General features: G+C 66.8%; 12 protein-coding genes and 1 pseudogene. 10 read left to right on the top strand and 3 right to left on the bottom strand.

Features of this window, described 5'->3' with window-relative positions:
- Positions 1 to 713: 713 nt before the first annotated feature.
- The 3 genes from ACRQ5B_RS07375 to ACRQ5B_RS07365 all read left to right on the top strand — a co-directional run bounded on the left by ACRQ5B_RS07375 (position 714) and on the right by ACRQ5B_RS07365 (position 3766).
- Positions 714 to 1400: an ABC transporter ATP-binding protein gene (locus ACRQ5B_RS07375; RefSeq protein WP_432398409.1), complete on the top strand. Its 687-nt coding sequence runs from the start codon at positions 714 to 716 to the stop codon at positions 1398 to 1400.
- A complete protein-coding gene (locus ACRQ5B_RS07370; protein ID WP_432398407.1) occupies positions 1387 to 2934 on the top strand; it encodes a DUF6297 family protein in 1548 nt (515 codons plus the stop codon). The genes ACRQ5B_RS07375 and ACRQ5B_RS07370 overlap by 14 nt, the downstream gene beginning before the upstream one ends.
- 439 nt (positions 2935 to 3373) lie before the next feature.
- Positions 3374 to 3766, top strand: a complete 393-nt coding sequence (locus ACRQ5B_RS07365) for a hypothetical protein (RefSeq protein ID WP_432398405.1) — start codon at positions 3374 to 3376, stop codon at positions 3764 to 3766.
- 354 nt (positions 3767 to 4120) lie between these two features.
- Here ACRQ5B_RS07365 and ACRQ5B_RS07360 read toward each other — a convergent pair whose 3' ends face one another.
- Positions 4121 to 4984 (bottom strand): TIGR02391 family protein, encoded by an 864-nt coding sequence (locus tag ACRQ5B_RS07360; protein WP_432398403.1) that lies wholly within the window; start codon positions 4982 to 4984, stop codon positions 4121 to 4123.
- Between the two features lie 755 nt (positions 4985 to 5739).
- Between ACRQ5B_RS07360 and ACRQ5B_RS07355 the strand changes: the two genes are divergently transcribed.
- The 3 genes from ACRQ5B_RS07355 (at position 5740) to ACRQ5B_RS07345 (ending at position 7607) form a co-directional block, all read left to right on the top strand.
- On the top strand, positions 5740 to 6246 hold the full coding sequence (locus ACRQ5B_RS07355; protein ID WP_432398401.1) for a hypothetical protein: 507 nt from the start codon (positions 5740 to 5742) through the stop codon (positions 6244 to 6246).
- Between the two features lie 138 nt (positions 6247 to 6384).
- Positions 6385 to 6933 (top strand): dihydrofolate reductase family protein, encoded by a 549-nt coding sequence (locus ACRQ5B_RS07350; RefSeq protein ID WP_432398399.1) that lies wholly within the window; start codon positions 6385 to 6387, stop codon positions 6931 to 6933.
- Positions 6934 to 6983: 50 nt separating this feature from the next.
- Positions 6984 to 7607 (top strand): LysE family transporter, encoded by a 624-nt coding sequence (locus tag ACRQ5B_RS07345; RefSeq protein WP_432398397.1) that lies wholly within the window; start codon positions 6984 to 6986, stop codon positions 7605 to 7607.
- A gap of 12 nt (positions 7608 to 7619) precedes the next feature.
- On the opposite strand, the gene ACRQ5B_RS07340 is transcribed toward ACRQ5B_RS07345, so the two are convergent.
- On the bottom strand, positions 7620 to 8540 hold the full coding sequence (locus ACRQ5B_RS07340) for a PaaX family transcriptional regulator (protein ID WP_432398395.1): 921 nt from the start codon (positions 8538 to 8540) through the stop codon (positions 7620 to 7622).
- Positions 8541 to 9046: 506 nt separating this feature from the next.
- On the opposite strand from ACRQ5B_RS07340, the gene ACRQ5B_RS07335 reads away from it, so the two are divergent.
- The 4 genes and pseudogenes from ACRQ5B_RS07335 (at position 9047) to ACRQ5B_RS07320 (ending at position 12418) form a co-directional block, all read left to right on the top strand.
- The gene (locus tag ACRQ5B_RS07335) at positions 9047 to 10105 is read left to right on the top strand and encodes an MFS transporter (protein WP_432398394.1); all 1059 of its coding nucleotides are present in this window, start codon (positions 9047 to 9049) and stop codon (positions 10103 to 10105) included.
- Positions 10106 to 10247: 142 nt separating this feature from the next.
- Positions 10248 to 11164, top strand: a pseudogene (locus ACRQ5B_RS07330) (CocE/NonD family hydrolase).
- Positions 11121 to 11948, top strand: a complete 828-nt coding sequence (locus ACRQ5B_RS07325) for a CocE/NonD family hydrolase (RefSeq protein ID WP_432398392.1) — start codon at positions 11121 to 11123, stop codon at positions 11946 to 11948. The pseudogene ACRQ5B_RS07330 and the gene ACRQ5B_RS07325 overlap by 44 nt, the downstream one beginning before the upstream one ends.
- On the top strand, positions 11948 to 12418 hold the full coding sequence (locus ACRQ5B_RS07320; RefSeq protein WP_432398390.1) for a DUF3237 domain-containing protein: 471 nt from the start codon (positions 11948 to 11950) through the stop codon (positions 12416 to 12418). The genes ACRQ5B_RS07325 and ACRQ5B_RS07320 overlap by 1 nt, the downstream gene beginning before the upstream one ends.
- A gap of 52 nt (positions 12419 to 12470) precedes the next feature.
- Here the strand turns inward: ACRQ5B_RS07320 and ACRQ5B_RS07315 are convergent, their stop codons facing one another.
- Positions 12471 to 14081, bottom strand: coding sequence for an acyl-CoA synthetase (locus tag ACRQ5B_RS07315; RefSeq protein ID WP_432398388.1), 1611 nt, complete (start codon positions 14079 to 14081; stop codon positions 12471 to 12473).
- Positions 14082 to 14112 lie beyond the last annotated feature (31 nt).

Below are 14112 nucleotides of genomic sequence, written 5' to 3'. Positions count from 1 at the left end.
TGCCTTCTGCCCCTGACCTTGGAAACGTCGAGAACCGGAACTTCACCGCCCTTGGCGCCTTGCTCGGCGACCGTCCGGAAAATGCCTCTTTGGAAGGCATCGGCCGCCTAAGTGGAGACGGATTCCGCAAATCAGTGAGCGTCCTCGCTGAGGGAACGTATTCAGTGACGGCGGCCTGCGCGGGTATGCCGAGGGCACATCTTTCAATCTCCCAGGCCGGCATTCTGGACGGCCACGAATTTGAGCTGTCTCTCGACTGCGGAAAGGCCACCCGCGCAGAGATCGATTTTTCAAGGGGACCGGTTCAGGTCCATGCGTTCTATCCGACTACCGGTCCCGCCAGCGGGGCGGTCGCCGGGTTCTGGATAGTACCCGCTCCCCCAGCTCCCTAAGAACGACTAAATTTCACGGCGACATCACCGTTCTAAAACCGGGCTACAGCGGCGCCAGAGACAACGCATCGGATGGGGACCCGTTAGGACACCCAACTTTCCCACTGAAGGACTGCAACATGATCATGGACCTGATTTTCGCTTCGATCGAAGTAATGCTCGAGACCGTCGACGCCCTATTCCATCGTCGAAGGCGACGGACCGGTAGCCCAAGGAGGATACGGCGTCGTTTCCGTGCCGAATGACGCGGCGGGGGACCGTGGGCTCCCGTATCAAGCCATGACGCGACGTGGCCACCGCCGTCGCCGGTAGGCTGGCTGGATGGCTGATCTGGGGGCAGTTCTTAAGGTTGAGCGGTTGTTGGCGGGCTACGCGGATTCCCCGGTATGCGGTGAGGTCACGGTGGATCTGCGTCCCGGGGAGGTCCTCGGCGTGGTCGGCCTCAATGGGGCAGGGAAGTCCACGGTCGCCCGGACCATCGCTGGACGACAGCTCCCCTTATCCGGCACAGTCACTATCCAGAGCGTCCCGGTGAGCCCTGATGCCGTGCGGTTTCGACGCAGTGTTGCCGCGGTGTTTGATGATGACCTGTTCTTTCCCTCCCTGACGGTCCGTGAGCACCTGCTCCTGGTGGCCCGCGGACATTCAATGGAAAACCCGGACCGGACTGTGAACGCGGAGCTTGAGTTCTTTGGGTTGGAGGGCCGGGCCGACGTCGTGCCGGATGCTCTTTCGTCCGGACAGCGGCGACGCCTGCTCTTGGCAGCCGGGCTGATGCGTCCCTCGACTTTGATGATTCTTGATGAGCCCGAGCAGCGGCTGGACCCACTGATGCGCGACGCCCTGGCCCATAGGATTGCCGGGCACGCGCAGGACGGCGGAGCGGTCCTGCTGGTGACTCACGATCCAGCTCTCCTTGTTTCTGTGGCCTCACGCTGCCTGGTGATCGACGACGTCGTCAACGAAGTCAAGCCCGAGCAGGGAGCTTCGACCATTGCCCGGAGTTGAAGCCCAGACCCTGGCGGAGGGGGCCGCTGCCGGATCTACCCGGGACCTGTCGGCAGACATCGTGTCCTTTACCCGGCATTCATCCCGCAGGTACAACCGGTCCCGAACATCCTTCAAGGACCTGTTCACGGATCTTTACAGCTATGGCCTTGCCTTGGGCTGCGCCGGCGCTCTGGCCGTCTCAGTGGTGATCAGCGTGAAGGATGCGATCACCAGCCGCGGGGCGGTCGGGAGCGTTCACATCAGCGCCCACTGGCCGTCGATTCCCGCTCCGGCGCTGTGGACACTCATCGTTTACGCCGCACTCAGCGCCGTCATGGTGCTCGCCCGGAGGATGGGTCCCATCATGGTCTCCGGCCCCGAAGGGCAGTGGTGGTTACCATTGCCGGTGGACAGGCGGCCGATGGTGCTGCCTCCTTTCCTTCGCCGCAGCATCCTCAGCGGATTTGGGGCCGCGGCCGCGTTCCTGCCCTTCAGCGTCCTGACCTCCGGGCACCGCACTTTCCCGCAGCACCTGCTGGGATCATCGACCTTCGGGGCAGTCACCGTCGTGGCCGTCGCATTAGCCGGACTGATGCAGCTCGGGGTCGTCTCCCCGAGGCTCCGCCGCCTTGCCGCGGCCGTAGCGCTCATACCCTGCGCAGTTCTACCCTCCCTGACTGGCTCGCTCTGGGCATTGACGCTGGCAACCCTGTCCGCGGCCCTCCTCCTCGGCGTGGTGGCCTCCAGGGCGGGTCAGGTCCGCGGGGCTGATCTCATTCGCGGTGGTGCGGTGGCCGGCCATGCACAGTCCTCACTGTTCTTCATGGACACCAACGAACTGCTGCGCGCATTCCAGGGGGTGCGACGGATCGGGTCCGCTCGGCGGGCCGCCCGTTTCTACAGCCGCCCCGCCCGGGGCCCAGTCAGCGCCCTGGTCCGTGCTGACACCGCGGCCTTCCTCCGCCTTCAACCGTCCCTTGCCCTGCCGTTGTCATGGCTGGGGGTCGTCATCGTAACGCTGCTCGTCGACCACGGATTGCCGGCACTCGCTCAAATCGGAGTCATCGCTATCGCCTGCTGCGCCGTCAGCTCGGGCGCCGGCACGGTGGCCCGCCAAGCAGCACTCGTCCCCGGGCTGGACTCATTGCTGCCGATCTCCCCGCCATGGGGCCGCGCCAGTCGGGCATTCATGCCTGCTCTGGCCATAAGTGCCTGGATGACGTGCCTGGCCGGAATCCTGGTGCTGCTGGGCGTAGCAGGACCTGCCCTGATTCTTCTCGGGGCCCTGTCAGGGATCGGGATGGGTGCAGGGGCAGTGCGATGCGCGACGCGCCCCGTATCTGATTGGTCCGTACCTCCGGTTGAAACCCCGTTCGGACCAATCCCCCAGGCACAGATCGGATCCCTCCTGCGCGGACTCGACTTCACCGTCCTCGCCCTGGCACCCGCACTGGCCTCCATCTACACCGGCGACGTCCGCCCGGCCGCGCTCATCATCCAAGGTCTCATCAGCGCCGGCACCTTCGGCGCGGTCGTGCTCAGATCGCCTTGATCACGACAGGCGCCCGGCCCGTGGGATCTGTGCGACCCGGTCGTATACTCGCCGCATGGGGACCAAGAGCAGGACCACTACACTGTCCATTCTCGCGGGGCTATCAGTAGCAGCATTCTCGCTGTTCTCTTGCCTCTGGGTGAACGGAAATATGCCGTTCACCATTGCGGTCGCGATTTCTCTGGTTCTGGGTGTGGCGACCTCTCTGGCAATGACTAAAAGCACCGCGGGAGACCGCCGATAGCTCACGCCCGTCTGCCGCACGCAGGCATCTCGAAGCCCTTGGGTTTTGAGGCACTGAGGTTATGAGACACCTCGAGTCCGACTTGGAGGTCGGTTCAGGTGTTCGTAAGGGGATCCCTAAACGGGACAGCTTCGGGGTTTTCACCGAATCCGAGTTGCTATGGCCAGTCGTGGCTGCTCCAATTAGGGTCGTTTCATGGTCACGTCCCTTATCGAACGCCCGGCCCTCTTAGTGTCGGAGCTGGGGCTTCTGCTTCTTGGAGTCGTCCTGGGGCTAGTTGGCTTCGTAAATTTTGTTGCTGCGTTTACGGCCGACCGTCTTGCGTTCGTCGGTGCGTTTATATTCTTAATAGCCGGCGTCTGGTGCCTCTTGGTGAGCCTTATTGCGGCGCTTGGTCGCCCCCGTTCAACTGTCGGAAGGGCTACGTTGGTGGCGGTCGGGTGGCTTGGTGCGACCTACCCTCTAGGTGGGGTCCTTACAAATCTGGGCAGCGGTGCGTTCATAATGGCTCTGCCGATCGCAGGGGGAGCAGTTGCCCTAGCTCTGGTCTCAATCAGGAAGAAGGGCGCTGCAAACCCGTCCGTTTGAGGATCCCTTACCAAACGCCGTGGAGGTCGGTCGGGCAACTCTCTAGCTACGGCTAGGCTTTTCGGAGGCTAGTACTTGGGGGAAGCGTGAAAGTTTGGCATCTGGCAGTCGTTTCTTGGATCGTAACTGTACTCATCGGCGTCTTCGGAATGAACGCGTGGTACACGATCTGGTACTACCAAGAGCCCGTCATTGACTCTGTCGCCGAACCTGATGCCTTCGGGATAGCCGTTGCTTGCGGCCTTGGCGTACTTGCTCTCAGCGTTCTGCTTAGCGGCGCGCTGAGCATCGTAGCCGCCCGAGTCGATACGCCTAGGAATCTGGCCTAGGGCTAGTAGCGCCGTAACCGATCGCCTACCGGGCGGCATCACTCTCGAAACGCTCAATCTGGCACTGATCGAGCAGTTGGGCAAGAAAGCTGTAGGCGGCAAGGCGCTCCATCGCCTGCTGCTCGGTGAGCTCGTCTCTAGTGTGGGTGGTGACGTTCCGGACAGTCAGATTCAGCCCGGTAGCCAGAGCGTTCAAAGCTTTGGCAAGTGGTTCAAGGCCACCACGCATACTCCTGGCCGTCTTGTCCTCGGCGGGGCCGGGCCACACGAGTTTGGGTTTGCCATCAACCGCGTCCCCTGCTGACAAGGTCTGTTGCCAGAACACGGTGTCGTCTACATCGTTGCGTCTAAGCTTCTGTTTCCAGTGAACTGTAAGCCCTTCGGCAGCTTCACGGACGGCGACTCTGTACTGGTGAGTTGTCCAGTGCGCAGCTGCACCCGCCCAGATGACGGGGTGAAGCTGGGCGGGAGAAAAGCTTGGCAAACTCGAGTCCGAAGTGGCTTGGGCGTCGATGAGCATTGCTTCTAGCCGGCCTTTGACGTTGGCCGTCGTCATTCGAATATCACGGGGTGCAAGCGGTGCCTTAGGTGATGACATGAATGACCAGTTGGAAATCGGGTCGATAACACCAATCCCTGCGACAGAGATGTATGCCCCGGTGACGGCGACCGCGCGTGCGGCCAGCCCTGCGGCCTCTGCGACATCGAGTTCGAGGCGGCGTACGAGAGCAAGGTCTTGTCCGTCTTTTGCCCAAACGGTCGGAAGGAGGCCTCGAGAAGAAAGATGATCCGATTCCTGCTGCGTTTCCATCCAGGCGTTAAACGCGGCCTCGAAGCGGCCAACAGCGTCGAGTAGGCGCCGCAGATAGTCCTCACCGTAATCGCTCAAGTCAATCCCCCATATTCTGAGCTTGTCTCAAATGTCTCGGGCTTCAGCTTATGCCGGGCCCCAGGCTGCTCTGTCCCGTTAGACGGTCCCCTACTGCGACAGCCCGCCTTTGACCTGCTGCGATACAGTAGAGCAGTTTGAGGTGTCCCGTATACCCCGCTCGCAAAATTGCCTGGTGACGGTTCCCTGAACGCTACACGGCAGGTTGCCTCAAAACCCTTGGGATACAAGACGTCTCATTGCACCTGGCCGCGGGCGCGATGACGGCGCCCGGATTCCGCCGTTTCTCGAGGCTCTTCGTAGCGCCTTCGATTCTCATAACTACGTCTCGAAACCATGCGGGCAAATAGGGGTATTCGTTGTTAGTTATGAGACACCCTGACAGCGGGCACGGCCAACTGAACGGCAAGGCCCGCGCTCCGACACGGTAGCCGCCCACCCATCGACAGCAGGCACACTTCTGGCCGCGGGCGTTCGACGGGATGACCTCTAAATCGACCACGGAGCAGCCGGTGCCAGGTCCATGCGTCCTCAGTTCGACCAGGTTCTTGATGCGCTCGTTGGGAGTGACACCCTTGTCATCACGGCCGCCCACACGGCTTACGCCCGTTGCCGGAGCATCAGAAACCCGCAGCCGCACCTGCACAGGAATGCCACAGTGCTGCCAAAGTCCTGCCCTATCTGCGCGGGCGACGCTGGATTCAGCCGCAAAGACCGGCTGGCCCGGATTCCGGGCTCCAGGAAAGGAGCAACACATGGCAAAAATCAACAGGACCACGGCGGCCATCATGCTGGCGGCGGTGATCGGCGGCGGCGCTGTCGGTGCGGCCGTCCCGGCGATGGCGGCAGACAACACCGGATCGACGTCGTCCAGCGCCACAAGCGGCACCGCGGCGGGCGGATACGGGGCGGCAGGGTCCGACGGCGGCCAGCGCGGACCGCACCAGGCCAACGGCAAGACCGAGGAAGTACTCACCGGCGACACCGCAACCAAGGTCGAAGCCGCCGTCACGGCAGCCCAGCCCGGAGCGACGATCGACCGAATGGAAACCGATGCCGACGGCGCCACCTACGAGGCCCACATCACGAAGGCCGACGGCACCCGGGCCACCGTCCTGCTGGACGGCAACTTCACCGTGACCGGCACCGACGACATGGGGCAGGGTGGACCGGGTGGCCACGGCGGCCCCGGTGACGGTGACGGCGACGGCGACGGCGGCACGGGTCAGAACGACGCCGGCGCTCCCGCCACCAACGGCTGATGCCGCGGGGTACCGGGGCCGTCGGCCCGGGTACCCCGACCGTCCGGCCGCCGGAGGCAACCCGGCCGTCCGGAACCCATTCCCTCCGCGTGGATCTGCCGCTAGGGTGCAGGCATTGACCCGATGTGAGGAGAGCGGATGCGCAAGGTAACGGCCGGATTGTTCAGCTCGGTGGACGGCGTGGTGGAGGACCCGTTCCTCTGGCAGTTCGACAGCTTCGACGCGGAACTGGGGGCCGGCATGGGCGAGATGATGGGCCGAATCGACGCCGGGCTGCTGGGCCGGGTCGGCTACCAGCAGTGGTCGGAGTACTGGCCTAACGCACAGGCCGATGACGACTTCGGCGCCTTCATCAACCCGCTGCCGAAGTACGTGGCCTCCCGGACCCTCAGCGGGGACCTCGCCTGGCAGAACTCGCAGCTGATCCAGGGCCCGCTGGAGGACTTCGTAAAGGAGCTCAAGCAGGGCGACGGCGGCGACATCGGCGTCTTCAGCAGCATCTCCCTGGTCCGCCAATTGTTCTTCGCCGGCCTGCTGGACAGCCTCATGCTGATCGTCCACCCGGTGGTGGCCGGCAGCGGCCGGAAGCTCTTCAACGACGGCGACCCGCTCAGCCGGCTGGAATTGCAGTCCTCCGAGCAGACCAGCAAGGGCAATATGATCCTCAGTTACGGCCGCCGGGACTGATCAGTGGCCCGGATGCGGGCGCCGGCAGCGGCGAACCGTAAGCTTGGCGGGTGCAATTTTCCCTCTGGCTGGCCCTCGTCGGCGCCGGCGTCCTGATCAGCTTCACGCCCGGCGCGGGCGCCATCAACACCATGAGCAACTCGCTCAACTCCGGCTTCCGGCGCGCCATCTGGGGGATCCTGGGCCAGCAGGCGGCCCTGGTTTTGCACATCCTGATCGTGGCCCTCGGCGTCGGCGTCCTGGTGGCCAGCTCGCCGCTGGCGTTCAACATCATCCGCTACGCCGGCGCCGCGTACCTGGTGTACCTGGGCATCCAGCAGTTCCGCCACAAGCCTGACCTGGACCAGGAGAAAGCCGCGGCCCTGCGGAACGAGCCGGCGCTGTCCATGTTCCGCCGCGGCCTCTGGGTGAACCTGCTGAACCCGAAGGCGATCATCTTCTTCCTGGCGTTCATGCCGCAGTTCATCCGCCCGGACCAGCCGCTGCTGCCGCAGTACCTGGTGCTGTCCCTGACCGTGATCGTGATCGACATCCTGGTCATGTGGTTCTTCTTCGCCGCGGCCGCCAAGTCCTTCCAGCGATTCACGCACGACGCGCGCGGCCAGCGCATCCTCAACCGCGTCTTCGGCGTGCTGTTCATGGCCGTCGGCGTGCTCCTGGCCCTCATCCACTAAGGCAGGGGCCGGCTACGCCCCCATGGACAGCGTCCGGGCCGTTCCCGACAGCTCTGGAGCCTCCCGCCCCACGACATCCTCGACGTGCCGGAGCGCGTGAACGGCGAGGCCGTCGTAGAGGCGCACCAGCAGATCCCTGGCCTCGGCCCGGGGCCACGCCTCCGGCAGCAGTTCCGCCGGTAAGTCCGGGTCACTCCACGGGTAGGCCCGCCAGGCGTCCATGAGTTCCGTCCGGACCACGAAGCCCTCCTCGGGGGTGACGGACCCCTCCGCCAGCCGGCCCAGCCACGGCGTGAACTTTTCCGTGAAGGGCCGGTACTGGGCTCCGACTTCCTGCGGCGACCAGGCGGCCGCGAGCCGTTTGCCCCGGAGGCTGGACTCGGCCGTGCGGAAAATGACGAAGTCCTCGACCCCGTAGCCGCGGCAGACGGCCTCCAGCTCCTCCGCGTGGTCCCGCGGGGAGACCCAGAGCGCATCGAAGACCGGGGCGAACCCGCGCCAGCGAAGCCGGGAGCGCAGCAGTTCGCGCACGTCGCGGGAGGACTCCGGGACGGAGAAGGCGATGACAGTCCACTGCCCGTCCCAGCCCCGGGACTGCTCGCCGAAGTCGGCCACCTGCTGCAGACCGTGGCGCAGGCGGTTGCGTGCGCCCTGCGTCAGCCGGTACCGGGAGGTGCGCCCGGCGCTCGACTGTTCGACGACGCCGCGCGAGGCCAAACGGCTCAGCGCACTCGCCGTCGCCGAGGGCGTGATTCCGAGTCCGGCGGCGAGCGCCGCGATCAGGCGCGAGGGCAGCCAGTCGCCGCCGTCGAACCAGAAATCCACCAAGAGCGTGACCAGCTGATGCTGGGTGGAGGGCGCCTTAGAGGGGCGGGGAAAGTCAATGGCCAAGTCAGGGTCCATTCCGGCCGCCGGGGCCGGGCGCTCGCTCATCACGCCTCCATCATGCCAGCCGTTCACTCTGCATATTTTTATTGTGCAGATTCATTGACGCTCGGTGATAGAACTGCATACTATTGGCGCAAGGTGACGAAGGCCACAGCCTCCACCGCACCCAACCTCAGCTTGCGAGCCCCGCTTCTTTATCCCCGGCATCCGCCACCCGCTTCCAAGGAGATCCGCAATGACCGCTGGTCCCGCCGTTCCATCGACGCCGTTGTCGCCGTCGTTGGCCCAGGCCCACCCCGATTCCCGTGAGGGAACCCGCAATGCACGCCGCGCCGCCACCGCCAGCTTCATTGGCAGCACGCTGGAGTACTACGACTTTTTCATCTACGGGTCAGCCTCGGCGCTGATCTTCAACAAGATCTTCTTCCCCGGAATTGATCCGGCCCTGGGCACCCTCCTGTCCATGGCGACCATCGGCATCGGCTACGTGGTTCGGCCCCTGGCGGCGAGGCGTCATCGGCCACTTCGGCGACCGGATCGGCCGGCGCCAGATGCTGGTCCTGACCCTGGTCCTGATGGGCGTGGCCACCTTCCTCATCGGCTGCCTGCCGCCCGCTGCGGCCATCGGTGCAGCCGCCCCGGTGCTACTGGTCCTGCTGCGCGCCCTGCAGGGCGCCTCGGCGGCCGGCGAATCGGTGGGCGCCGTGACCATGACCCTTGAACACGCCCCCAGCAACAAGCGCGCCTTCTACAGCAGCTGGGTCAACACCGGCGCCGTCGCCGGCATCATGCTCGCCTCGCTGGCCTTCCTGGCCGTCTCGCTCCTACCACAGGATGACCTGCTGAGCTGGGGCTGGCGCCTGCCCTTCCTGGCTAGCGTCCTGGTGGTGGCCGTCGGCCTGTACATCCGCCTGCGCCTGCCCGAGTCGGAGGTTTTCGAGGCAGCCAAGGAGGACGACGGCGGCGAACTGCCGCTCAAGGCGGTCCTGCGCGACCACTGGCGCACCATCATCAAGGTCATCTTCTTCGGCCTGTGGAGCGTCGTTTCCTCGGTCTTCGCGGCCTTTGGGCTGGCGTACGCCACCGGGAAGTTCGGCGTCCCGTCCGCGGCCATGCTGGCGGTCACCATCGTCACGGCGGCCCTTGGCATCATCGCCCAACCTTACGCCGGCGTCCTCGCGGACCGGATCGGCCGCAAACCGGTGTTCATCGCCGGCAACCTCATCTGCGCGGTGGCAGCCTTCGCCTACTTCTGGGCCATCAGCGTCGCGTCCGTCCCGCTGATCTTCGCCACCGGCATCCTCTTCATGACGGTCGGCTACGGCATGGTCAACCCGCTCGGGCCGGCCATGACGGCGGAGATGTTCCCGACCAGGATCCGCTACTCGGGGGCCGCGACCGCCTCCCAGCTCGGCCTGATCGTCACCGGCTTCGCCCCCGCCATCGCCGCAGCCATCGTCCGGCCCGGCCCGGACGGCTGGGTCCCCGTGGCCGCCTTCACCGCCGCCTGCTGCCTCGCCTCCGCGGTGGTGACCGCCATCTGGGTCAAGGAAACCTACAAGGTGCCCACCGAGGAACTGGGGACGGCCGCCGCGCTGCGCACCCGCTGATCCGCCCACCGGCGCCCCAAGGGGCCGGGACGCCCCGGCGTTCCGGCCCCTTGGGCTTTCGTCTTCCACCGAACGCTTCCAGCCAAAGGACCCGACTGTGACCCCCCGCCCCGTTCTGATCGAAACCGACGTCGAAACACCCATGCCGGACGGTGTGGTGCTGCGCTCCACCGTGTACCGGCCGGCGGACGGCGAACCCAGCCCCGTGCTGCTGACCCGCACCCCGTACGGCCGGGACCTCGCCGTGAATTCCGCCTACCTGAACCCCGCCACGGTGGCCGCCGCCGGTTATGTGGTCATCCTGCAGGACTGCCGCGGCCGCTTCGGCTCCGAGGGGACTTCGTTCCCTCCGAGCACGAGGCCGACGACGGCGCCCACACCGTGGAGTGGGCCGCGCGGCTGCCCTACGCGGATGGACGCGTCGGCATGTGGGGCCGGTCCTACTTCGCCGAGACGCAGTGGCGGGCCGCCTCCCGATCCCCGGCGGCGCTGGGCGCCCTGGCACTGGGGGTCTCCGCCGGCGCCGACGCGAACGACGGCGCGCTGTACCGCGGCGGCGCCTTCGAGCTGGGCAGCCGGCTCTCCTGGGGGCACGCCTCGATCGCCGCCAACGAGGTGGCACGCGAGTTCGCCGATGACCCGGAACGGCAGGGCAAGGAGCTGCAGTCCTGGCTGGACCTGGACCGGCTGTTTGCCGACGGCACCGCCTTCGGCGTCCTCCCGGTCCGCGACCTCCGGCCGGCGCTGGGCACCTTCATGCGTCAGCACGTCCTGCCCTCGGCGGCCGAACCGCCCGGAAGCCCCGCGACCCGGCGCTGGGACGCCGCGTCCGCGGAGGCGGTGGACCTGCCTACCCTGCACATTGGCGGCTGGTTCGACATCTTCGCCCCGGGCACGCTCACGCAATACCAACGCCAGGTGGAACGCAGCCGGACCGGGAACGGCGCCGCGCCCCGGCTGATCATGGGCCCGTGGACCCACACCAACTTCTCGGGCACCTACCTGGACGTCAGCTTTGGCACCGCGGCCGCCGCAGGCGTCGCTGAACGGCCTGGGTGACCTCTCGGCTCTCCAGACCGCCTGGTTCGACGCCGTCCTCAAGGACGATTCCGCGGGCCTCCGCGCCGTGCCGCCGGTGTTGCTGTACTTCATGGGCGAGAACCGGTGGCGGGGCTTCGACGAACTCCCCACGCCGGTACGCACCCGTTCCTGGTTCCTGGGCGCAGGCGGCGCACTGGCGGACGGTCCGGGCGAGACCGGGTCGCGAAGCTACGACTATGATCCCTTGGACCCGGTCCCCACCGCCGGCGGTGCCACGATGATCCACGGGGCCTTCCCCGCGGGCCCCGCGGACCAGGCGGCAGTGGAGGCTCGGGCGGACGTCCTGACCTTCACCACGGCCCCGTTCGCCGAGGCCACCACCCTCTTCGGCGAGGTCACGGCGACGTTCTTCGCCGCGTCAACGGCGGTGGACACCGATTTCGTGGTCCGGCTTTGCCGGGTGGACGGGGACGGCACGTCGCTGGGCATCGCCGACGGCATTGTTCGGGCCTCCTGGCGGGACAGCTATGCCGGGACCGGCCGCTGGCAGCCAAGACACGAACCCTCCGTCCTGGAACCGGGCCGGACCTACGAGTACACCGTGAGCCTGTGGCATACGGCGTTCACAGTGGCACCCGGGGAACGGCTGCGGGTCCAGATCACCTCCAGCTGCCACCCGCGCTGGGACCGCAACCCCAACACCGGGGCCATTGCCTACGACGCAACCGAGACCGTGGTGGCCCGTCAGACGGTCCTCTTCGGCGGCGGCCACCCCAGCCGCCTGACGGCGGGGATCCTGTGATGGCCGCGCATGGCGGGGCCCCTGAGCTCGAGTTCCTCATGGAGGTGGCGGTCCAGGTCGGCCAGCCGGTGGACATCGGCCCGACCCCGGAGGGGCACTGCAGGATGGTCCCCATTATTGGCGGGACATTCCGCGGTCCGGGCCTGAGCGGGAACGTCCTGCCCGGCGGCGCTGACTACCAGATCCTCCGCAGCCCGGTCCTGACGGAGCTGGACGCCCGCTACGTCCTGGAAAGCGACGGCGGGGAGCGGATCTTCGTCCACAACACCGCGCTGCGCCACGGCTCCCCCGCGGTCATCGAGCAGCTGAACGCCGGCGCCGTCGTTGACCCGACCCTGGTGTACTTCCGCTGCTGGCCGCGGCTGACCACCGCCGCCCCGGCCCTGGACGGGCTCAACACCCGCCTCACGGTCGGAACCGGGATTCGGGAACCGGGTCAGGTACTCCTTCGGATCTTCACCATCGCCTAAGCCAGAGGCCCGCCCGGTTCGGGCGGACCTCTGGCTTCGGCGGAAGCGGCCGCTACACCGCGCCCTGGGTCAGCTTCCGAAGCTCTGCCTTGCGGATCTTGCCGCTGGCAGTCCTGGGCATCTGGTCCACGAACACCACGGACTTCGGGATCTTGTACCGGGCCAGCTTCCCGTCCAGGTGCGCGCGCAGCTCCTCCTCGGTCAGCCGCGCCCCGTCCCGCAGCGACACCACGGCCCGCGGGACCTCGCCCCACTTCTCGTCGGCCACGCCGATCACCGCCACACTGCCGACGGCGTCGAGCTCGGCGATCACCTGCTCCACCTCGGCCGGGTAGATGTTCTCCCCGCCGGAGATGATCATGTCCTTGAGCCGGTCGGAGATGAAGACGAAGCCGTCGTCGTCCGTGTACCCCATGTCGCCCGACTTGAACCAGCCGTCCGGGGTGTACGACTCGGCGGTGGCTTCGGGCCGGTTCCAGTATTCACGGATGACGTTGGGGCCTTTGATCTGGATCTCCCCCACCGTTCCCGGCGCGGCCGGGCCGGGAACGGGCTCCAGCGGGTCCGCCACCCGGACGTCGGTGAAGAAGTGCGGCAGACCGGAGGAACCGGCCTTCTCCCGGGACCGTGCCGCCGGCAGCGTGGTGGCGCCCGGGGCGGTCTCGGTCATGCCGTAACCGTTGGAGAAGTGCAGCCCGCGCCGTTCGTAGGCGTCCAGCACCCGCAGAGGAACGGCCGAGCCGCCGCAGGTGAGCTTGTTCAGCGAGCCCAGCTCCGTGCTGTCCCAGTCCGGGTGTTCGCAGAGCATCTGGAACGTGGTGGGCACCCCGCTGAGGGTGGTGGCCCGGTGGCGCTGGATCAGTTCCAGGGTCCGGCGCGGGTCGAAGCGGGCCTCCAGGACCACGGTGCCGCCCTTAAGCAGCGTAGGCAGCACGCCCATGTCCAGCGAGGCCACGTGGAACATCGGCGAGATCATGAGCGCCACGTCGGCCGAGGAAAAGTCGAAGTCCACCAGCACGTTGATGCAGTTCCAGGTGATGTTGCCGTGCGTGAGCAGCGCCCCCTTGGGGCTGCCGGTGGTGCCGGAGGTGTAGAGGATCATGGCCCCGTCGTCCAGGGTCACGGACACGTCCGGAGCGTCGGGAGACCCCGCGGCGAGCGCCTGCTCGTAGTCCTCGACGGCGGCGCCCGCGCCCTCTTCGACGCCCACGTCCTTTTCGGCGCCGGGCACCGCTTCGGAGCCGGACCCCGCGCCGGCCGTGCCGCCGTCGTCGACCACCAGGCGGGTCCGGACGCCGGTGCCGGCGGCGCCGTGCGCGGCGAGCCCGGCCAGGCTGGCCGCGTGGACCAGGACGGCGGCGCCGCAGTCCTGAAGCTGGAACTGGATCTCCGGTGGCGCCAGGCGCGTGTTCAGCGGGACGAACACGGCGCCCAGCAGGCCGGCGGCGAAGAGCGTCTCCAGGAACGCAGGATCGTTCTCACCCAGGTAGGCCAGGCGGTGGCCCTTCGCGACGCCGCGTCGGCCCAGGGCGTCGGCCAGCCGCGCGGCCCGCTCGGCCAGCTGCGCGTACGTCACGGCCCGCTCGCCGGCGATCACGGCGGTTTTGGTGCCCGACTTGGGGCTGCGCCGTTGCAGCCATGAGCCAATGCCGAAATTCTCCACGGCAGGTCCTTTCGAGAGGCGGAGCCGGGGC

This window comes from Pseudarthrobacter sp. L19 (assembly GCF_050859435.1).
In the GTDB taxonomy this organism is placed as follows: Bacteria; Actinomycetota; Actinomycetes; order Actinomycetales; family Micrococcaceae; genus Arthrobacter.
Note: the sequence above shows the minus strand (reverse complement) of the source record. Positions and strands in the feature narration are given on the sequence as shown.

Coding starts and splice junctions, on each gene's coding strand:
- ACRQ5B_RS07375 (WP_432398409.1), top strand. CDS start 714: ATGGCTGATCTGGGGGCAGTTCTTAAGGTTGAGCGGTTGTTGGCGGGC.
- ACRQ5B_RS07365 (WP_432398405.1), top strand. CDS start 3,374: ATGGTCACGTCCCTTATCGAACGCCCGGCCCTCTTAGTGTCGGAGCTG.
- ACRQ5B_RS07355 (WP_432398401.1), top strand. CDS start 5,740: ATGGCAAAAATCAACAGGACCACGGCGGCCATCATGCTGGCGGCGGTG.
- ACRQ5B_RS07350 (WP_432398399.1), top strand. CDS start 6,385: ATGCGCAAGGTAACGGCCGGATTGTTCAGCTCGGTGGACGGCGTGGTG.
- ACRQ5B_RS07340 (WP_432398395.1), bottom strand. CDS start 8,540: ATGAGCGAGCGCCCGGCCCCGGCGGCCGGAATGGACCCTGACTTGGCC.
- ACRQ5B_RS07335 (WP_432398394.1), top strand. CDS start 9,047: ATGCTGGTCCTGACCCTGGTCCTGATGGGCGTGGCCACCTTCCTCATC.
- ACRQ5B_RS07320 (WP_432398390.1), top strand. CDS start 11,948: ATGGCCGCGCATGGCGGGGCCCCTGAGCTCGAGTTCCTCATGGAGGTG.